This is a genomic window from Photorhabdus heterorhabditis (assembly GCF_018448905.1).
Taxonomy (GTDB): domain Bacteria; phylum Pseudomonadota; class Gammaproteobacteria; order Enterobacterales; family Enterobacteriaceae; genus Photorhabdus; species Photorhabdus heterorhabditis.
Map to the genome: position 1 here is coordinate 21,319 of NZ_RCWA01000001.1, position 19,597 is coordinate 40,915.

A 19,597-nucleotide genomic window follows, 5' to 3' on the forward strand; every position below is an offset into this window, starting at 1 on the left:
GTATGGATCATAGTCAAAAACAGGAATTGGTCAACCAAAAATACCATTTCAGGGTGAAGGCCAAATGACCTTCACCTATGATGATTATTTTACTGCGCGAATGCGCTCTACCATACGGTAAAGTATCGGGTCATTTTTCCTGATGTCGTCGTACATAGGTTTGACGGCTTCTTCAAATGACTTTTTATCGACATCAATAAATTTAACCCCAATTTTTTCTGCATTTTGGCGTTCCCTCGCCTCTGATTTTTCCCATAATTTCGTCATATATTCCGAGGAGTTGATTGCAGCATTCATGAGAATTTTTTGTTGTTCTGATGACAACTTATTGAGAGATTTATTAGAAATAACTAATACATCTGGCACCATCGTGTGTTTATCCAGTGAGAAGTATCTTGCAACTTCACTGTGACGGCTCAGGCTGAAAGAGGGAATGTTATTTTCTGCGGCATCGACAACTCCCTGTTGCAGAGCAGTATACAATTCGCCGTAAGCCAAAGGTGTTGGATTACCTCCCAAGTTTTTCACCATTGAAATGGCTGTTGGACTAGGTTGTACTCGGATCTTCATACCTTTGAGATCGGCGGGAGTACGAAGGGGTTTTTTGGCGTAGAAGCTGCGTGCACCTGCTTCATAGTAGGTTATGCCAATAAACCCGCGGTTTTTGCTGGAAGCGAGGATCTCTTTACCCATTTCTCCATTTTTGATTTTTTCGTAGTGTGCTTTATCGCGGAATAAATAAGGCAGATTAAAAGCGGAATAAGCGGGTGAGAAAGCTTCCAGCTCTGCGGCGTTAGATTTGACTAAATCCAACGCACCATTTTGCATCAGCTCCATGGATTCCCGTTGATTACCTAATTGTGCATCTGGATAGATCCGAATACGAACATCACCACTTGTTTTTTGGCGAACTTCATCAGCAAACTGAGTCATTGCCTTGTGTACTGCGTGATCGCGGTTATGGTTATGGCTGAGTTTTAATGTTGTCACTGCCATAACTTGTGACGCTCCCAGGGTAAATATCGCCCCGATTACAGTACATAAAATACGCTTAGAATTGTTCATTGTTCGTTCTCCAATTGCTGTAAATAGGTTACGGGCACAACTGAACTGACGGCCAAACCATAAGCACCACTTCTGCTGTCGTCAAAAAGTAAATGCTATTTGGTTGACCAATATCACAAAATAATCGTGTCAGCTAGTGAACCAGTCAGTTTGTGATCCCGCTCACTGGATGTTTTTTTGACCTGGATCTTATAATCCAGGTGGCGTAGCGTTCTCTTTACTTGCGTTGGTCAAGCAGTTTTCCATTATCTGGTTGACCAAATATGGCATCCGTTAAGGTCAATTCCGTTAAGATCAATTTCGTTAAGATCAATAGAAAGGACAAGCCCCATGAAAAACCTTGTGGATTGCATCAATAAAGGTTTGGCATTTTTTACAATCTGCCTTTCCACTTTTTTGGTGTTTTGTGTTACATGGCAAGTCGTTTCCCGCTATGTGCTTGGTACACCGAGTACGGTAACGGATGAATTTGCCCGTTATCTGTTTATGTGGGTCGCCATGATTGGCGCGGCATATACCACAGGCCAACACCGCCACTTAGCTATCGACTTATTAGCCATGAAACTTAAGGGGGTAGGTAAAAATATTGTGGGTTTAGTTATACAGACCTTGATTGCTCTGTTTGCTTCCGTGGTGCTGGTGTATGGCGGATCGGTACTGGCTATCTCGACGCTTGAAACTGGGCAAATCACTCCCGCGTTGGGGCTACAGATGGGATATGTCTACTTATGTCTGCCAATCAGCGGTGTTCTGATAATCTTCTATGCACTGGTAGATAGCGTTGCTCTTATTCAGAATTTTTCAGGCAAAGATACCACCATTTCAGAAAATGATTGAAATCACCAGACAAGACAGAAGGGGATGAGCTTATGGATTGGCAAGTTGTTTTAGCTTTGTTTGGTAGTTTCGCGGTATTACTGGCACTGGGTGTCCCGGTATCCTTTGCGATTAGTTTGTCATCATTACTGGCCATTATGATGACGCTACCAATGGAAGCGGCTATTACTGTTGTCGCTCAACGTATGGCTGCGGGTGTTGATAACTTCTCTTTACTGGCTATTCCGTTCTTTATTTTGGCGGGAAATATTATGAATCAGGGGGGGATTGCTACCCGGTTGATTAATCTGGCAAAAGTTATTGGTGGTCGCTTGCCCGGTTCACTGGTTCACGTCAATATTATGGCGAATATGTTTTTCGGTGCGATTTCAGGTTCTGCGGTGGCATCTGCTGCGGCAGTCGGTGGAACGATGGCGCCAATGCAGAAAAAAGAGGGCTATGAACCGGAGTATTCTGCCGCAGTAAACATTGCTTCCTGCCCTACCGGTTTGTTGATCCCACCAAGTAATACTTTGATTGTTTATTCACTGGTTTCCGGTGGTACATCAATTGCTGCGCTGTTTCTTGCAGGTTATATTCCTGGCATTCTGATGGGGGTATCTCTGATGATAGTGGCGGCAATTATTGCTAAACGCCGTGGCTATCCAGTTTCACCAAGGCCCACGTGGAACGAGTTTTTTATCACTTTGATTCGTGCATTGCCTTCTCTGATGCTGATTGTGGTTATTATGGGCGGTATCATTGCCGGTATTTTTACTGCGACAGAAGCTTCCGCGATTGCAGTGTTGTACAGCTTTGTACTGGCAGTCCTGATTTATCGCGAAGTCAGTATGACTAAACTGCCAAAAATCATTTTGGATTCTGCTGTGACGACTTCCATTGTTCTGCTGCTGATTGGTGCATCAATGGGAATGTCTTGGGCAATGGCAAATGCTGATCTGCCCTATCTGATTGCTGATGCATTGATGGTAGTTTCGGAAAACCCGCTGGTTATTCTACTCGTCATTAATATCATTCTGTTGCTGGTTGGAACCTTTATGGATATGACCCCGGCGATTCTGATTTTTACGCCGATTTTTCTGCCTGTGGCGCAGAGTATGGGGGTTGATCCGGTACACTTCGGCATCATTATGGCCTTTAATCTGGCTATTGGTATCTGTACGCCGCCGGTAGGGAGTGCGCTATTTGTTGGCTGTTCCATTGGTGAGGTCAGCATTAATCAGGTATTGAAACCGCTGGTGCCAATGTACTGCGCTTTGATTATCGCCTTGATGCTGGTGACCTTTATGCCACAGCTGAGTCTGTGGTTGCCTAAGATGTTACTGAATTACTAATTATTCAGGTAATTTGCGTTTTAAAAAGGAATTGTTCCATGATTCGCAATATAGCCAATTGCAAAATCAACTCTGCTATTTCTTATCCTTCCTATGATCGTAAAAGGTTGGTTGCCCGTATTGTTCATCTGGGGTGTGGCGCGTTTCATCGGGCACATCAGGCAGTTTTTACGCATCATATGCTGGAAAAAACAAACAGTGATTGGGGAATTTGTGAAGTCAGCTTATTCTCCGGCCAGACGGGGATTCAGCACCTTAAAGATCAGGATTGCTTGTGTACCATTGCGGAAAAAGAGGCAGAAAAAACTGAGCTGAAAATTATTGGCTCTATGGTTGATGCTTTGCATCCTGAGTTTGTGGGTCAGCAAGGTATTCTGGCAACCATGGCACAGCCGCAGGTGGCGATTATCTCTCTGACAATCACTGAAAAAGGTTATTGTACCGATATCGCCAGCGGTAAGCTGGATGAAAATAATGCGTTGATTCAACAAGATTTAGCCAACCCAACCGAACCAACATCCGCGATTGGCTATATTGTTGAAGCGCTTCGCCTGCGTTATGAACGTGGTTTACCGCCGCTGACGGTGATGTCCTGTGATAACGTCAAAGAAAATGGCAATGTTGCTCGTGAAGCGGTGGTGGGTTTTGCCCGTTTACGTGATGAAAAACTGGCGCAGTGGATTGAACTAAATGTGACTTTCCCATGCACAATGGTTGACCGCATTGTTCCTGCTGCGACATCAGAATCGTTGGGGGAGATTGCTGAACAGTTAGGTGTATATGATCCCTGTGCAATCACCTGTGAACCTTTCCGTCAGTGGGTGATTGAAGATAATTTTGCCAATGGCCGCCCAAACTGGGATTTAGCAGGGGCACAATTCGTTAAAGATGTCGTGCCTTTTGAAACCATGAAATTACGGATGCTAAACGGTAGCCACTCATTTTTGGCTTATCTGGGTTATCTGGGAGGGTATGCACATATTGCTGACACAATGGCTAATTCCGATTACAGGCAAGCTGTTTTGGGTTTGATGTTGCAAGAGCAAGCACCAACTCTGACGATGCCGATAGGAACAGATCTTTCCCAATATGCCCATCTGCTGATTAAGCGTTTCAGTAATCCCAGCCTTAAACACCAGACTTGGCAGATAGCAATGGATGGCAGCCAGAAATTACCACAGCGTATGTTGGACTCTGTGACTTATCACCTGACCAATGGCAGCGATTATCCTCACCTGGCTTTAGGTATCGCCGGATGGATGCGTTATGTCAGCGGTAAAGATGAGCAAGACAAATTGATTGATGTGCGTGATCCACTGGTGGAGCAATTTAAATCTATTTACCAGCAATATGGGGTATCTATTGATGTGGTACCTGCATTGTTGGCTGTTTTTGGCAATCCATTGCTAGCCAATCCGCATTTTGTCCGGGCAGTTACTGAAGCTTACCAGCAATTACTAGATTGCGGCGCTCGTCGGGCGGTGGCAGCACTCTAAATGGGTGAAGGAAAGAGTATGAAAAATTTTATATGTGAAGATTTTCTGCTGAACAATGACATTGCCCGTCAGCTATATCATGAATATGCCGCAGATATGCCGATTTATGACTATCACTGTCATCTTAATCCGCGTGAAATTGCTGAAAATCGCCAGTTTGATAACCTTGGTCAGATTTGGCTCGAGGGGGATCACTATAAATGGCGGGCAATGCGTTCTGTTGGTATTGATGAATCACTCATTACCGGCAGACAAACGGGTGATGATGAAAAATATCAAGCATGGGCAAAAACGGTACCGTTGACATTAGGAAATCCACTTTATCACTGGACACATCTGGAATTACGCCGTCCGTTTGGCATTACCGGGAAATTATTGGGGCCGGAAACTGCCGATGAAATCTGGCATCAATGCAATGAAAAGCTGGCAACCCCAGAATTTTCAGCCCGTGGCATTATGCAGCAAATGAATGTTCGAATGGTTGGGACTACGGATGATCCGGTGGATTCTCTGGAATATCACCGCCAAATCGTGGCAGATGAGAATTTTGATATCGAAGTATTACCGAGTTGGCGCCCTGACCGGGTATTTAAAATCGAGTTGGCGGGTTTTACTGACTATATCAAACAGCTTGAAGTTGTGGCGGATGTATCGATCTCTTCTTTCGCTGATCTGTTACACGCGTTGGAGCATCGTCTTGATCATTTTGCCGAGCATGGCTGCCGGGCTTCTGACCATGGCATAGAGAATCTGCGTTATGCGCCGGTTCCTGAGCAAACAGTATTGAATGGTATTCTGCAAAAACGGCTGACTGGCGATACTCTCTCTGAGTTTGAAATTGCGCAGTACACCACGGCGGTTTTGGTGTGGCTTGGTCGGCAATATGCGGCCCGTGGTTGGGTGATGCAGCTGCATATCGGCGCTATCCGTAACAACAATACCCGCATGTTTCGTCTGCTTGGTGCGGATAGTGGTTTTGATTCCATTGGTGATAATAATATCGCCTGGCCGTTATCCCGCCTGCTGGATAGTCTGGATGTGACGGATGAATTGCCGAAAACGATTCTTTACTGCCTGAATCCACGAGATAACGAAGTGATTGCAACGATGGCTGGTAACTTCCAAGGGGGCGGGATTGCCGGTAAAGTGCAGTTTGGTTCGGGCTGGTGGTTCAATGATCAGAAAGATGGCATGTTGCGCCAGCTTGAACAACTTTCTCAACTTGGGTTGTTGAGCCAGTTTGTCGGTATGTTGACTGATTCCCGTAGCTTTCTTTCATACACACGACATGAATACTTTCGTCGCATTCTGTGTAACTTGTTGGGGCAATGGGCAGAAAATGGTGAAATTCCCAACGATAGAATGATGTTAGGACAGATGGTTGAGGATATTTGCTTTAATAACGCCCGCCGTTATTTTGCTTTGCCGGGAGAAAACCCATGAAGCAGATTGCGTTCCTTGGTGAATGTATGATTGAACTTAATGGCGCGCCTTTCGGCACGATGCATCAGACTTTTGGTGGTGATGCACTGAACAGTGCGGTTTATTTAGCACGAGCAAGCCAACAGAAAATTGCTGTCAATTTTGTGACTGCGCTGGGAATGGACTTACTCAGTGAAGGAATGATCAAACGTTGGCAAGATGAGGGCATCTATACGCATCTGGTGTTACGTGATCCAGCTCATCAGCCGGGGTTGTATCTGATTCAGCTTGATGAGCAGGGAGAGCGCACCTTTCTGTACTGGCGTAATGATTCTGCCGCTCGTTATATGGCTCGCCATCCTGATTTCTTTTCTGTTATTCAATCGTTGCAGCAGATGGATGCTATTTATCTCAGTGGTATCAGTTTGGCTATTTTGCCTGCCGATGATCGTGAAAAGTTACTGAATCTGTTGGCTGGACTGGCCGTACAAGGGAAAACAATCGTTTTCGACAGTAATTACCGCCCGGCATTATGGGAAAGTGTGGCAGAAGCTCAAGACTGCTATCAGAAATTACTCTCTTTTACCTCACTGGCACTGGTGACAAATGATGATGAATGCCATTTGTGGGGGGATAAATCGGTGACAGAAATCATGGCTCGCCTCAAACGGGCTGGGGTTAAAGAAGCGATTGTTAAAGTGGGTGCTGCCGGTTGTTATTATCAGAATTTGGTACAGGGTATGCTGATTGAGCAGATCCCAACCGAGCCGGTTGTTAAAGTGGTCGATACCACGGCGGCGGGAGATGCCTTTAATGCCGGATTTTTGGCTGGCTATCTAATGGGTTGCCCGATAAAACAAGCGGCAATCATGGGGCATCGTCTTGCTGGTATCGTCATTCAGCATAAAGGGGCGATTATTCCAAGCAGCGTTACTAAAACGATGACTGACAGCTTCTTTTCAGAGCAGGAGAAAAACTGATGAAACAAATGATTGAGCAGTTACGCCAGTTAAAAATTGTCCCGGTGATTGCTGTTGACCGAGCGGAAGATATTATTCCGTTGGGTAAGGCATTAGCTGACAATGGCTTACCCGTAGCGGAAATTACTTTTCGTTCTGCGGCAGCGAAGGAAGCTATTCGTCTGCTGAGAGAGGCTCAGCCGGATATGCTGATTGGTGCAGGAACAGTTCTGAATCGTGAGCAGGTGGTTGCTGCCAAGGAAGCGGGGGCGACTTTTATCGTTTCCCCGGGTTTTAATCCAAATACCGTTAAAGCCTGTCAGGAACTGAATATTCCGATTATTCCAGGTGTGAATAACCCAAGTGCGATTGAAGGTGCAATGGAATTGGGGCTGAAATTGCTGAAATTCTTCCCGGCGGAGCCTTCAGGTGGTTTGCTAATGATTAAAGCGATATTGGCACCTTATACTGAATTGCAAATTATGCCGACTGGGGGAATCGGACCAAATAATATTCGCGATTATCTTGCTGTACCGCGTATTGTGGCGTGTGGTGGTTCATGGATGGTTAGTCAAGCGCTGGTGGGTAGCCAAAACTGGCAGGAAATCGGTCGCCTGACTCGTGAAGCGATGGATTTGGTGAATACTTAAGGAATAGTGGTTCTTGTCTTGGGATAAAATATTATTCCGACAATAATACCAAAGGGAAAAAAAGGGTTTAGTAAAAATTCTTTCACTTCTGTTTGCCTAATGGCAGCATCAGCGTGTATGGCTCCAACGGTGACTGGACGAAGCCAAGACGCGTATAGAACGTTCGAGCGCTCTCATCAAGTGCGTGGACGATTATAGCTGAAATGCCCACTTGTTCTGCCGTGCTGGCGACACGCTTCCAAGCATCTTGGAGAAGCAATGCCCCGAGCTTCTTCCCCCTGATATTCCACATCGACAGCCAGACGGCCAAGAAGCACTACAGGGATAGGATCTGGCATATTGCGTTTAAGCGATGGTGTAGATTCAATATGATTAATTGAACCGGCGCTTAGACAATAATAACCGATAACGTCTTTTGTGCCTTCCTTGCAAATAACAAATGTGCGGCTCGCGCCGAGTTTATTATTTTTTAAAGCCCGGCGTGAAAGCCATTCGTTTAATGTTTCATGCTGGCAATAAAAATCATTTATATTATGTTCAGCCGTTAATATTTCAGGTGTGCTTATTCCCACGGCGCTTTATATCCCATCAGTTTTTTAAAACCTTCATTATCAGAAAGCGGTTGCTCCAGCATCTGCATGAACATATGGTATTTTTTGTCGTTAACGAAAAAGTGGCGCTGATCGAGTATGGCATCTTCGGCTGCGCGGCAGGCAGCATCCAAGATGAAATCAGTTCGGGTCTTTGAGAGCAGGTTTGCTGCATGGTCAATAAGCTCCCGCTGGAAGGCTTTCGCCCGGATGTTGATCGGGGTTTCTTTAGGTTGTGTTCTCATAAATCACCTGTGTAGCAAATTGGTAGACAGTCATTATAGCAGTTGTATAACTAATAGATGTACATTTAGCGTCTTCATTTGAAATCTTATGAAACGTAAGCATGCTGGGTTATCCAAAATATATATACCCGTCATCTTTCAAGTTGCTTCTTTGTTGGCTGCACTCACTCCGGTCACATAGTTTGCTATGCTCCCGGGGATTCGCTCCCTTACCGCCGCGATGCATCTTGAAATCCATAGGGTATATATCCGTATTGATGTGTTAAGCATTCTATTAAATCGTTCAGCAAAGAATCTCAGGCAACGCCAAACCATTGCTTGATAAGCAATCCTTGATGATAGCATTTCTGTAAACACCAAGTCATCCCAATCAAGGATATACTGTCAGAATTCTATCGCAGGATTGATATCTTATTACCAGGGATTTGGTAAGGATGAAAAAAATATAATAAGGGTGTTTTCTTATATGGTTAAAAAGGAAATATTTTCTATGGTAGAAAAATAGATTGGTGTATTCAACTTACTATAAATAAGATTACAAAATAGTGCTACATCTTATACCACTCATAATTCTATATATAACAATGGGTTGAAGAAGGCTATGTGTAGCATAATTACGAAACGTTATTTATAAATCCAAGTGTTTTTATTGTTTTTATTATTATATTATTAACGTTAAATCAGATATATATCATAAGAAATAATTATAAAACATCCATCCTTGGTTGTATATAGTTATTCCATCAAACAATAAACCTTGTGTTAATTATCCTTGATTGTTCTAATATATCAGAACTTGCGGGAGTAATGTTGTTTAGTACACAGGTTCGCAATAGCCATCTATCTTTACCATCATAACGGGGAATGAATTCTGTTCGTCCATGAACACACCGGTTATTATTAATAATAAGCAAATCCCCCTTTTCTAAAGTAACCCAGACCTTATTTTCATTAGCTAATTTCTTCAGTTTATCCAGTAATATTTCAGCTTCAGAATTGATACCTTGCATTAAATCCAGATCGTATATCATATATGGGTCGTTAGGATCGCCATGAAAAATAGGAGTAATCGGGCCATTACCTCTCTTTCCATTGGGACTGCCGTATGAATAATCTATTCCTGTAATAAAAATGGGTTTAAAAAGTAATTTATATTCATTCAGTGATAAGTATGGGATCATCATTCGTGCACTTGCTATAAAAGTTTTGGCGGTTTTGTCGTGATCTTGACGTAAGCAATATAATAATACGTAATCACACATATGTGGATGAAAAGCAATTTCTGTGTGAAAATCTAATTCTTTCCTGGAGCTGGCAGAGGAAAGTAATGTTTCTTTTCCAGGGTGAGGAACAAGATTTTGAAAAACATTGCCCTGTTTCTCTTGGATATAACTTACAGCATAGCCAAGAAATTCAGCAATCATTGCTAGCCACATTTCTCCAAAGAAATTTCCTTTGTCAGGATAATCCAATGAATCTAATGGTGTTGATGGTAAGTAATTTCCTGGATTAATTCCTTTTAAGAGTAATACACCATATTGATTGGAGTGGTTTTTAAATTCATATAATTTCTGGATTATATCCTGATTTAAATACGTTATTCTTTTATAACTTTCTGATAAAAATGAATTTAGATTTTCATAGGGGTTGGATAATGGATTTTTATATATTCCTTCTTTAATAAGCTTGTCATGGTCTATATTGAGTATATAATCTCCTTTTAATTTTTCTAAATCTTTAACGAAATACTCTTCTGGAAATTTAGATGGTACTTCCGAGAAATTTACTCCAGGATTAAAGGTAATTTTATAGTTTAATAGATTACATACAGATGAAAAAAATGATTTCAAAAACTTCTCATTATCATTTTCTGAAAAATATCTTGATGAAAAAGAGTTTATGATTCCTAAGAAGTAAAGATAATGCCCATTAACTTCCTTTTTTACTCCTATGGCGTGGTTGTCGAATGTCAAATAAGTATGCCAATCTTTATAATGTGTGAATTTTGTTGTCAAATAACCATGAAGAAGATGAGATTCACCTTCAAAATTCACTGTGATATTTCCATCTAGTCTACTTAAATAGTTTTCTTTTCTATCGGGAAACTCCAGATATGACATTTTTAGATCTTTATTATTAGTTATTTCTATTCCATTAATATTATGACTGTATAATGGGAAGATAATAGAAATTTTTGGCCATTCAATATCATGTTCTATAGATTCTTTATTTGTTGTGATGAATATATCTATATCACTTTTTCTCTTATTAGAAGACAAGAATGAATCTGAATCACATACAGAAAAACCATGATATTTTAGAAAGTTAATGATATTAAAAAAAGCGCTTTTAATTGTCCGATGATTTGAGCTGTTAATATAAGAATCATCATATACTATAGATAATATTTTGCCTTTCATTGAATTACCCTCACTTAAATAGGTATTTGCCAATAATAATATATTGGCGTATACAGAAACATAGTGGTATTTGAAAAAATTAACTAATAATCATCCCGACAAACATTGCCACACCGAATAATAACAATGATGAACTAGTTATAGATTCAACAATTAATTGAGCGTTTTTATTAAATAAAACAGACTGTATATAAGATAATCCATTAACAAATACTGCCCACCAAAGTACACCAATCAATATATCTATTAATCCCAGGATAATAACTTGATTTAAGGCCGGGCGTGATGGATCAATAAATTGAGGAAGAATACTTATAAAAAAAATAGCCACTTTGGGATTAAAGATATTGGCTAAAAGCCCGGTAATAAATAGATTGCTATTTTTCTGTGTTATATTTGTGATTTGATTTTCAATGACTTGGTTTTTTCTACTGTTAAAAGCATCTTTTAATCCAATATAACCTAAATATATTAAATATAAAGCACCGAGGGTTTGTAATATATTAAATGCAGTTTTTGATGTTGCCAGAATTAAAGTTGCGCCTAATGACCCTAGGATCAAATGAAAAACAAGACCTGCTTGTACACCAATTGCCGTTATTAGCCCATTTTTTCTGCATTTAAATGTCCCTTTACTGATAATAGCCCAGTCTGGGCCTGGTGTTATATAGGATAAAACAACCAGAAGAAGATAAAAATAAAGTAGGTCGAGATTCATGACTTTATACTCTGCAATAAGTCGTTATTTGAATAAAATCAGCAGATTCACCGATTTTTATTTCAACATTTACATCTTTGACTTCATTAATATTATTTATATGTGTGCCTCCGCATGGGATAGTGACCACCGTGGAGTCAATTGCAGATTTCCATAATCTGGTATCATTAATATCTTTTGATTTATATTCAATGTTTATTTCCGCACCCTGAGATAACCAATTATTGAGTGTGTTATTAACTTCTCTATCAATTTTATCCAGATTTTCAATTAATATATTTTTATCAAATCCTTTCTTTCTGAGTGATTTACCAAATCGATAAATATCAACGGATCGAAGCTCTGTAATAGAAGATTGGTAAATGGCGGCTTTATCTAAATTATAGTTTCCCAAATCATCGGTATCGTACACTTTGGACCATATATGATGTGTTGCTTTATTTAAAGCAAGGGACATAAAGTGGGCCATCGAGTGTGCAGCACTTACCCTATATCTTGTTTCATCGTTCACAGATAGAGTTACCGTTTGCCCTATAAGATCTCTTTCAGAAATTCCGTGTAAATCAGGTAAGTAGTGTGCTGGCATAATTTTATCTGGCGACGTTGCTTGTTTCGTTATTTCTTGATCTATATATACATGACCATCAATAAGACCCGCGGTGTAAACTTTTGTCACAGCAAGCTCTTTATCGCCTATTGAAATTATTCCATTATCATGTAGCTGGTCTGGCCATTTATAGTTCTTTGGGTAGAATGGACTATCTTGGGTTATCAAAATGGTGCCACTTTCGTACTTCATAACCTCGATAATGTTGGATTCTAACATCAGGGTTCCCAGCATAAATGAAGCTTCTGCTTTTAAGAGTTCATTAATATTCATATCAGTAGCCATGTAACATCTCGCTAGTTATAGTTTTCTGATACCTATTATTACAGGGTATTTTGTTAATGTAATTCTTGCCAAAACAGGACTAAATCTTATTGTTATTTTATTTTTAGCTTAAACCTCTATTATCCAAAGATGATGATTTTTTTTGCTAATCAAGATGTCATGTAATCTTATATCATATTACTATTCGTTTTAAACGTTATAGGTAATCTTTCTTGCTGACTACCAGAATTGGATAAATAAGATCAATATGTGTATAGTCAACTTATTTATAGGATACTTAGAGCATTGTTGCAAGTGGAAAAGTTGGAATGTTTTTATGTTTTACCTACATAGTCAATAACGATTTTAAGAGTAAAATCTGTTTTTTTAACTGTCGCGATAATTTTTTATTTTAAAAATAAATAGTTAAGCTGATAAAGTATATGGGGCAGGGGGAAATAAAGTATGGTTGCTATGGTAGGAATTAATATACATCTTCTGGAAGAAACGATTAGAAAACTTGAAATTGTAGAGGAATGTTCTCCTGATAAGTCACATGCTGTACAGCTCCGAAGAGCAATAGATACTTATCTTGATGTTAATATTCCAGAACAGAATAGTAGCGTTTTTGGTTTATGGGGGGATAAAAAGTTGGATGGATTGGAACATCAAGGTAAGTTACGCGAAGAATGGTAATGATTGCTATGAAGTCTCTATTCGATACTAATATATTGATTATTTAAATGAATATGAACAAGCTAACATTTGGGCAACGGGTTAGCAAAATGGGTGGTTATTGATTACTAGAAACCTTAAAGATAATGCTGGTGTTATTCTATCTTACGAAGGATGAACTCATAGAATAAACTGTAAGCCAATGAGATTGTGGATGACTTAAAGGAATACGGGCCTGCTTGCTCGTAGCGTAATTATGTTGCGCTTACTATCCATGTGAAACTGTGACATCTATTGCCTTTTCCTATTGACATATTAGTTATATTAATGAAAATGTCTATGTTGCAATGACAATTCTATTGGTGGCTAAGGGATTATATTATGGATTATCTATCATACAAAAAACAGGCTGATCATGTTATAGCAGAGAACATAGATAATGTAACAAGAAAATCTGCTCCAATTGTATATTCAACTATGGAGGATATTTATTTAGGTTTAGTTAGATTAAGAAATTCTCAAGCTTTTTTATATAAAGATATTTATGGTAAGCAGATATCTAATGAAGACGAAAGAATGATTGACGCAGCTATTAAAGCAATTTTTAAAAAAGGTGATGTCATTTATGATATTGTGTCTACAATCATAAATACAATGTATGATTTGATTCCTGAGAGAACACAAAGAATCATATCTGAGAAATTTAATTTAATAGTAGCTACATATGGAGTTCAAACAGCAACGAAGATTAGTATAGCGACCACAGTAACAAGTTTAATATCGATTAAGATAAATGCCGTTCCATCTGTAAAAGCAAAAATAGCAGCCTTTTTAAACATATCAATAAACTCTCTTGCTATTTATGGAATTTTTGAAAAGGCAGCTAGATCTGCGCGGAAATTAAAAATAGAATCGCCTGTGACATATTTAGCTTTAAGGAAAAAAGGATTAGAAATGCTTTATTTTTTGGTTGGACCATACATGGCGAAATTAATAAATATTTATAGAAAAAATATCATGACCTTAGAAGATGAAAAATTGATTTTAGATGAAATAGAGAGATTAATTTATCTTTAACTTAAAATGAGATAATTGGTGGGTAAAAATGGAATTAATTAAGTCTTTTGTAATAGATCTTGTTGGAATTTTCATAACATTTGCTCTTTGTTTAGCATGGTTTATAATTACCCCTGAAGGATTTGGTATTATCGGAGGAATAATTATTCTGATAGCGTCATATTTCATTACAATAAAAGTAAAGAAAAAACTGTTGAAGTTAGAATAACTTCAACAATAATGTACAGACTCTTGATTGATAAGGTGTTAGTACACTCTATCGTCCCATATGCTGTAGCCTGAGGTTCCGGCTATGTGATGTTTCCATGTGATGCTTTTATATGCTAGAGAAATAGTTTCAAATGGTATTGCATTTGAACTGTCTATACTGTGAGGATAATTGGCACATATATCAACAATAGAGGCATCTCTTAATTCGACGGTATAGAATTTTTCCATAACACCAGAAGAGTTAATTCTATAAAAATCAAAAAAAGCATTTAAAATCTCATTATTAGAAATAGCTATGCCAAGTAGAGGGGATGATTTATCTATTATTTTTATAAAATCTACCGGGTGATGTTCAGAATTTTGTTCTCTAGTTAAACTATGAACAAAAGATAAAACTTGAATTTCATCCTCATGTCCAATTTGATACCTATTTCCTATAGAGTCAGATGTTGAACATCCTGATGATATTAACCCTTGTTTACCTACCAGTTAATTTTAAGTAAATAGAAAAACTCATATAAACGCCCTATATCCATCTCATAACAATTAATAGAAGTGTCTATATCATCTCCATAATATAAAAGAATCAAAAGTATTGTTTATATAAGAATCTTAACATGTTCGTGGACAATTGCTCCAACGAGGAAGCATAAGATAATATTTTACACTGAATATATATAATATTTGGCCAATTTATGTGTCAATCTGGAAATAGGAAAGATTGGTATAACGTTGGAGGGCGAAATCGGATATGAATTCTACGCAATAAGAACCGCGAGAATGTTTTTAACGTTCTCGCGGTAGTCGCGTTTTCTAAACGGGAAGAGCAATGATTTTTTGTGAAGAAAAATCAAATCTCAGTGTGTGGTTTTGCATTCTCTGCTAGCCATACTGTAATCCGCTGTTTCTGCTCTTCATTCAGCCACATACCTAATTTGGTACGGCGCCAGATGGCATCATCCAGTTCAACAACCCACTCGTTGTCGAGCAGATAACGAAGTTCAGCTTCATACAAGCCCTGGCCGAAGGACTCACCGAGATCTGTTAGATTGTTAGCACTTTGCAGAATCAGTTCACTGTTGCTGCCATAAGTGCGTGCATAGCGCACGGCAACGCCTTCCGGTAACCAGTTGTAGCGTTTACGCAGTAAGCGAGCATAACCGTCACGGTCACAGCCTTCTAAATTGCCGCCCGGTAACTGACCATTTTTAGTCCAGGCTTTTTTGGCATCGGGGTAATATTGAACCAGCTTATCCATTGCGTGTTCTGCCAGCTTACGGTAAGTGGTCAGCTTACCGCCGAATATAGATAGCAATGGGGCTTTACCCTGCTCATCATGAATATCGAGTGTGTAGTCACGGGTAATCGCCTGAGGTGAATCAGACTCGTCATCACACAGTGGGCGGACGCCAGAATAGGTCCAAACGATATCTTCACGGCTAAGCTGTTTCTTAAAATGATCGTTATAGACTTTCAGCAGATAGTTAATCTCTTGATCGTCTATCTTCACTTCTTTTGGATCGCCTTTATATTCCACATCGGTTGTACCAATAATGGAGAATTCATCCATCCAGGGAATAACAAAGACGATACGATGATCTTCGTTTTGCAGAATATAAGCTTGTGGCTCATCATGCACTCTTGGTACCACAATATGGCTGCCTTTGATCAGGCGAATACCATAAGGCGATTTCAGTTTCAGGCTATCGTCAAAGAATTCTTTAACCCAAGGGCCGGTGGCATTAACCAGACCTTTTGCCCGCCAGGTATAAGTTTTACCTGTACGGAGATCTTCGGCTTCAACCATCCAGCCGTCATGTTCGCGCCAGGCGCGGGTAACTTTTGTTCGTGTACGGACTTCACCGCCGTGTTTTTTCACTTCCTGAGCGTTAAGGACCACTAAACGAGCATCATCAACCCAGCAGTCAGAGTATTCAAAGCCACGGACCAATTCTGGTTTCAACACGGCATTAGCACCGAATTTCAGCCCTTTACTGCTTGGTAGGCTGACTCGTTTCCCTAAATTGTCATAAAGGAACAGACCAATGCGGATCATCCATGCTGGGCGCAGGTGTGGCTGATGCGGTAGACGAAAGCGCATTGGAAAAGCGATATGTGGTGCGAGATTTAATAAAACTTCACGTTCTGCCAGCGCTTCGCTGACCAGACGAAATTCATAATGTTCCAGATAGCGCAGGCCACCGTGGATCAGTTTTGAACTGGCGGATGAAGTAGCTTTAGCTAAGTCTTGTGCTTCCAGCAGCAGAACGGAGAGTCCCCGGCCAGCGGCGTCAGCCGCGATACCAGCGCCGTTGATCCCGCCGCCGATAACAATCAAGTCTTTAGTTTCCATTCATCCCCCTAAATGTTCGAAACAGTTCTTTAATGTTCGTTTTCGCTCGCAATTGTAATCAGAAATTTGCCAATAGCCAACCATTAACTGAGAAAAAACACATTTGCGTGATATCGGTGGCAAATATTATCGTACCCATATAATTGACATGGTATTAATTAGGAGATTCTATACCTGTTATCTTTCAAGTTGCCTCTTTGTTGGCGGCACTCACTCCGGTCACCTAGTTATCTATGCTCCCGGGGATTCGTTCCCTTGCCGTCGCGATGCACCTTGAAATCCATAAGGTATAGAGATGGAATTATGAGGAATTTCAAGAGCATACTGGGGATAGCCCTATCCCCAGTAGAGAAAAAAATAATTAGCAGAGTTCGAGTTGAACGTTATGTTGCTCAATCACTTTCTGGATGCTTGCAGGAGGCATTTGATCGGTAAACAAGCAATCAATGAGGTCCATATTACCCAGATTAACCATGGCATTACGGCCAAACTTAGAATGGTCAGTTACCAGCATAACGCAACGGGAATTTTCGATAATTGCGCGTTTGATGCGTACTTCATGGTAATCAAATTCCAATAGTGCACCATCCATATCAATGCCACTAATACCCAGAATGCCGTAATCGAGCCGAAACTGGGAGATAAAATCCAGTGTGGCTTCGCCGATAATTCCACCGTCACGAGTGCGAACCTCACCACCCGCAAGGATTAAACGAAAATCTTCTTTTGCCATCAACAGGGTCGCGACGTTGAGGTTGTTAGTCACAATCCGCAGATCTTTATGATTTAACAGTGCGTGAGCGACGGCTTCTGGTGTCGTGCCGATATCAATAAACAGTGTTGCACCATCCGGGATCTGGCTGGCGACACGCTGGGCAATACGCGCTTTCTCTTTTGACCACATGATTTTGCGATCATGATAAGCAGTATTAACTGAACTTGATGGCAATGCGGCACCGCCGTGATGCCGCTGTATTTTATTTTTGTCTGCCAGATCATTCAGGTCACGGCGAATAGTCTGGGGGCTGACATTAAAGTGTTCAACCAACTCTTCAGTACTGACATAGCCCTGAATACGTACCCGCTCAACAATTGCATCATGCCGTTGAGTTTGCTTCACGATAGTCCCCTAATTCTTAAAAATGCTGATTATTATTTTTGAATGTATAGCGGTTATCCCACAACGCCATCAGTAAGCCGATGGTTAAACCTGAGAAATGGGCTGCGTTGGCAATGGAGAGTCCAAACGTATCGAAGTAGCCAACAATCAGCCAGAGGATCGAAAAAGCCATCAAACCACGAGGAACGCCAATGCCGCGTTCGGGGGCTCGTTCACCGGTTAACCAAACATAACCAATTAAGGCGTAAACAACACCTGAAAGGCCACCAAAATGAGAGCCGCTGAATAATGATTGTCCCCAGCCACTGAAAACGGCAGAAACAATAGTGATAACAAACAGTTTTCCTGTACCGAGGCGCTTTTCTGTTTGCCCGCCAAGATACCACCACCACATCAGATTGAATATGATATGCAGTAGTGAGAAATGCAGCAAACCGTGAGTGACCCAACGCCACAGCTCCATATGTTGGCTGTTGTCAGGCCAGGCTAGCCAGGACATCACCTGATAATCCCCGGCGAATTGCATCCAGAGATAAACGGCGATATTCAGGATTAGAACTGTGATCGTTAACGGGCCAGCCTGACGGCTCAAATAATGCCAGTTCAGATTATTCTGGTATTGCAGTGAGTGGCTGACTTTGCCCGATTGCCAACTGGCGGTCTGATAACGTTCGTTTAGTGGATCACGGGTAAATTTCTCCAGCTCTTGCTGAACCAGTGCGAGTTTAGTGTCATCTTCTAGCCACAGTTCTACATGGCGCTCATCGTGACCCGGACGCATAGTCAGGTATACCTGATGGGTTGCCATATAATCGATAAAGCCTTGTGCCAGACGCGGGTTTGAAATAGTGATTACGTGGATCATAGGATGTGTGTTATGCCGGATTACGTAAGGAGTTAACAGCGTGAGGATAGTTTTTCAGCCAGACCTCAAAGCCGCCATTAATGCTGTAAACGGTTTCGAAACCCAGGTTCAGTAAGTATTGAGCAGCACTTTGGCTGCTGTGGCCGTGGTAACACATAACCATCACAGGCTGCTCGAAATTGGCCTGTAGCATAAATTCATTTAATGTTTCATTGGTTAAATGAAAAGCCCCACATGCATGACCGGCTTGGAAACTCTGTGGATCGCGGATATCCACCATAATGGCGGATTTATCCTGCCAGTGTTGATAAGCTTGCTCGGGACTGAGTGTTTGAAAATGTTCCATATATTCTGAGTTGCTCTTAGAATTTGGAGGCTATACCTGTTATCTTTCAAGTTGCCTGTTTGTTGGCTGCTCTCACTCACCCCGGTCACAGAGTTATCTATACCCTTCATCTTTCAAGCTGCTGCTTTGTTGGCTGCGTTCACTTACCCCAGTCACATCGTTATCTATGCTCCTGGGGATGCGTTCTCTTGCCGCCGCACTGCAACTTGAAATCTATTGGGTATATGCTCCCGGGGATTCGTTCCCTTGCCGTCGCGATGCATCTTGAAATCTATTGGGTATATACCAATGGTTATTATCGTAATGATGTTTTCCCGACGGTTACCCGAGCGGGAAAATCAGTT

General features: G+C 40.8%; 18 protein-coding genes and 2 pseudogenes. 9 read left to right on the plus strand and 11 right to left on the minus strand.

Annotated features, from left to right (window positions below):
• Window positions 1-84: 84 nt before the first annotated feature.
• A complete protein-coding gene (locus tag EAE89_RS00095; protein WP_214085152.1) occupies window positions 85-1,065 on the minus strand; it encodes a TRAP transporter substrate-binding protein in 981 nt (326 codons plus the stop codon).
• 330 nt (window positions 1,066-1,395) lie between these two features.
• Here EAE89_RS00095 and EAE89_RS00100 point away from each other — a divergent pair, with 330 nt between their 5' ends.
• Genes EAE89_RS00100 through EAE89_RS00125 form a run of 6 tightly spaced genes read left to right on the plus strand, consistent with a single transcriptional unit; the run spans window position 1,396 to window position 7,763 of the window.
• Window positions 1,396-1,902: a TRAP transporter small permease gene (locus EAE89_RS00100; RefSeq protein WP_054476317.1), complete on the plus strand. Its 507-nt coding sequence runs from the start codon at window positions 1,396-1,398 to the stop codon at window positions 1,900-1,902.
• Window positions 1,903-1,934: 32 nt separating this feature from the next.
• The gene (locus tag EAE89_RS00105; protein ID WP_214085153.1) at window positions 1,935-3,236 is read left to right on the plus strand and encodes a TRAP transporter large permease; all 1,302 of its coding nucleotides are present in this window, start codon (window positions 1,935-1,937) and stop codon (window positions 3,234-3,236) included.
• Between the two features lie 38 nt (window positions 3,237-3,274).
• Window positions 3,275-4,732 carry a fructuronate reductase gene (locus tag EAE89_RS00110; protein WP_054476319.1) on the plus strand — a complete coding sequence of 486 codons (1,458 nt, stop codon included), beginning with the start codon at window positions 3,275-3,277 and terminating at the stop codon, window positions 4,730-4,732.
• Window positions 4,733-4,750: 18 nt separating this feature from the next.
• Complete coding sequence (gene uxaC, locus EAE89_RS00115; RefSeq protein ID WP_054476321.1) at window positions 4,751-6,175, plus strand: glucuronate isomerase; 1,425 nt, start codon at window positions 4,751-4,753, stop codon at window positions 6,173-6,175.
• Entirely contained in the window at window positions 6,172-7,134 is a 963-nt protein-coding gene (locus tag EAE89_RS00120) for a sugar kinase (protein ID WP_214085154.1), read from the plus strand. Before uxaC ends, EAE89_RS00120 begins: the two co-directional genes overlap by 4 nt.
• Entirely contained in the window at window positions 7,134-7,763 is a 630-nt protein-coding gene (locus EAE89_RS00125) for a bifunctional 4-hydroxy-2-oxoglutarate aldolase/2-dehydro-3-deoxy-phosphogluconate aldolase (protein WP_214085155.1), read from the plus strand. The genes EAE89_RS00120 and EAE89_RS00125 overlap by 1 nt, the downstream gene beginning before the upstream one ends.
• Before the next feature lie 82 nt (window positions 7,764-7,845).
• Here the strand turns inward: EAE89_RS00125 and EAE89_RS00130 are convergent.
• From EAE89_RS00130 to EAE89_RS00150, 5 genes and pseudogenes are all read right to left on the minus strand, one after another.
• Window positions 7,846-8,335: pseudogene (locus EAE89_RS00130) on the minus strand (GNAT family N-acetyltransferase).
• On the minus strand, window positions 8,326-8,598 hold the full coding sequence (locus EAE89_RS00135) for a type II toxin-antitoxin system TacA family antitoxin (protein WP_054476325.1): 273 nt from the start codon (window positions 8,596-8,598) through the stop codon (window positions 8,326-8,328). The pseudogene EAE89_RS00130 and the gene EAE89_RS00135 overlap by 10 nt, the downstream one beginning before the upstream one ends.
• A 743-nt stretch (window positions 8,599-9,341) precedes the next feature.
• Window positions 9,342-11,018, minus strand: coding sequence for a TauD/TfdA family dioxygenase (locus EAE89_RS00140; protein ID WP_054476326.1), 1,677 nt, complete (start codon window positions 11,016-11,018; stop codon window positions 9,342-9,344).
• 79 nt (window positions 11,019-11,097) lie between these two features.
• The gene (locus EAE89_RS00145; RefSeq protein WP_054476328.1) at window positions 11,098-11,736 is read right to left on the minus strand and encodes a LysE family translocator; all 639 of its coding nucleotides are present in this window, start codon (window positions 11,734-11,736) and stop codon (window positions 11,098-11,100) included.
• A gap of 4 nt (window positions 11,737-11,740) precedes the next feature.
• A complete protein-coding gene (locus tag EAE89_RS00150; RefSeq protein ID WP_054476329.1) occupies window positions 11,741-12,628 on the minus strand; it encodes an alanyl-tRNA editing protein in 888 nt (295 codons plus the stop codon).
• A 444-nt stretch (window positions 12,629-13,072) separates the two neighbouring features.
• Between EAE89_RS00150 and EAE89_RS00155 the strand changes: the two genes are divergently transcribed.
• From EAE89_RS00155 to EAE89_RS00165, 3 genes are all read left to right on the plus strand, one after another.
• Window positions 13,073-13,303 (plus strand): hypothetical protein, encoded by a 231-nt coding sequence (locus EAE89_RS00155; protein ID WP_054476330.1) that lies wholly within the window; start codon window positions 13,073-13,075, stop codon window positions 13,301-13,303.
• Window positions 13,304-13,663: 360 nt separating this feature from the next.
• A complete protein-coding gene (locus EAE89_RS00160; RefSeq protein WP_214085156.1) occupies window positions 13,664-14,359 on the plus strand; it encodes a hypothetical protein in 696 nt (231 codons plus the stop codon).
• Between the two features lie 28 nt (window positions 14,360-14,387).
• Entirely contained in the window at window positions 14,388-14,567 is a 180-nt protein-coding gene (locus EAE89_RS00165; RefSeq protein WP_105399256.1) for a hypothetical protein, read from the plus strand.
• A gap of 38 nt (window positions 14,568-14,605) precedes the next feature.
• Here EAE89_RS00165 and EAE89_RS00170 read toward each other — a convergent pair.
• The 5 genes and pseudogenes from EAE89_RS00170 to glpE all read right to left on the minus strand — a co-directional run bounded on the left by EAE89_RS00170 (window position 14,606) and on the right by glpE (window position 19,253).
• A pseudogene (locus EAE89_RS00170) lies at window positions 14,606-15,086 on the minus strand (Hcp family type VI secretion system effector).
• Between the two features lie 333 nt (window positions 15,087-15,419).
• The gene (gene glpD, locus EAE89_RS00175) at window positions 15,420-16,922 is read right to left on the minus strand and encodes a glycerol-3-phosphate dehydrogenase (protein ID WP_214085157.1); all 1,503 of its coding nucleotides are present in this window, start codon (window positions 16,920-16,922) and stop codon (window positions 15,420-15,422) included.
• A gap of 361 nt (window positions 16,923-17,283) precedes the next feature.
• Entirely contained in the window at window positions 17,284-18,042 is a 759-nt protein-coding gene (locus EAE89_RS00180) for a DeoR/GlpR family transcriptional regulator (protein ID WP_054476336.1), read from the minus strand.
• Window positions 18,043-18,058: 16 nt separating this feature from the next.
• Window positions 18,059-18,907, minus strand: a complete 849-nt coding sequence (glpG, locus tag EAE89_RS00185) for a rhomboid family intramembrane serine protease GlpG (protein WP_054476337.1) — start codon at window positions 18,905-18,907, stop codon at window positions 18,059-18,061.
• Between the two features lie 10 nt (window positions 18,908-18,917).
• Window positions 18,918-19,253, minus strand: a complete 336-nt coding sequence (gene glpE, locus EAE89_RS00190; RefSeq protein ID WP_054476338.1) for a thiosulfate sulfurtransferase GlpE — start codon at window positions 19,251-19,253, stop codon at window positions 18,918-18,920.
• Between the last annotated feature and the right edge of the window lie 344 nt (window positions 19,254-19,597).

Bases quoted from the DNA above. Each gene is read 5' to 3' on its own strand.
- EAE89_RS00095 (WP_214085152.1), bottom strand. From the start codon at position 1,065: ATGAACAATTCTAAGCGTATTTTATGTACTGTAATCGGGGCGATATTT.
- EAE89_RS00100 (WP_054476317.1), top strand. From the start codon at position 1,396: ATGAAAAACCTTGTGGATTGCATCAATAAAGGTTTGGCATTTTTTACA.
- EAE89_RS00105 (WP_214085153.1), top strand. From the start codon at position 1,935: ATGGATTGGCAAGTTGTTTTAGCTTTGTTTGGTAGTTTCGCGGTATTA.
- EAE89_RS00110 (WP_054476319.1), top strand. From the start codon at position 3,275: ATGATTCGCAATATAGCCAATTGCAAAATCAACTCTGCTATTTCTTAT.
- uxaC (WP_054476321.1), top strand. From the start codon at position 4,751: ATGAAAAATTTTATATGTGAAGATTTTCTGCTGAACAATGACATTGCC.
- EAE89_RS00120 (WP_214085154.1), top strand. From the start codon at position 6,172: ATGAAGCAGATTGCGTTCCTTGGTGAATGTATGATTGAACTTAATGGC.
- EAE89_RS00125 (WP_214085155.1), top strand. From the start codon at position 7,134: ATGAAACAAATGATTGAGCAGTTACGCCAGTTAAAAATTGTCCCGGTG.
- EAE89_RS00135 (WP_054476325.1), bottom strand. From the start codon at position 8,598: ATGAGAACACAACCTAAAGAAACCCCGATCAACATCCGGGCGAAAGCC.
- EAE89_RS00140 (WP_054476326.1), bottom strand. From the start codon at position 11,018: ATGAAAGGCAAAATATTATCTATAGTATATGATGATTCTTATATTAAC.
- EAE89_RS00145 (WP_054476328.1), bottom strand. From the start codon at position 11,736: ATGAATCTCGACCTACTTTATTTTTATCTTCTTCTGGTTGTTTTATCC.
- EAE89_RS00150 (WP_054476329.1), bottom strand. From the start codon at position 12,628: ATGGCTACTGATATGAATATTAATGAACTCTTAAAAGCAGAAGCTTCA.
- EAE89_RS00155 (WP_054476330.1), top strand. From the start codon at position 13,073: ATGGTTGCTATGGTAGGAATTAATATACATCTTCTGGAAGAAACGATT.
- EAE89_RS00160 (WP_214085156.1), top strand. From the start codon at position 13,664: ATGGATTATCTATCATACAAAAAACAGGCTGATCATGTTATAGCAGAG.
- EAE89_RS00165 (WP_105399256.1), top strand. From the start codon at position 14,388: ATGGAATTAATTAAGTCTTTTGTAATAGATCTTGTTGGAATTTTCATA.
- glpD (WP_214085157.1), bottom strand. From the start codon at position 16,922: ATGGAAACTAAAGACTTGATTGTTATCGGCGGCGGGATCAACGGCGCT.
- glpG (WP_054476337.1), bottom strand. From the start codon at position 18,907: ATGATCCACGTAATCACTATTTCAAACCCGCGTCTGGCACAAGGCTTT.
- glpE (WP_054476338.1), bottom strand. From the start codon at position 19,253: ATGGAACATTTTCAAACACTCAGTCCCGAGCAAGCTTATCAACACTGG.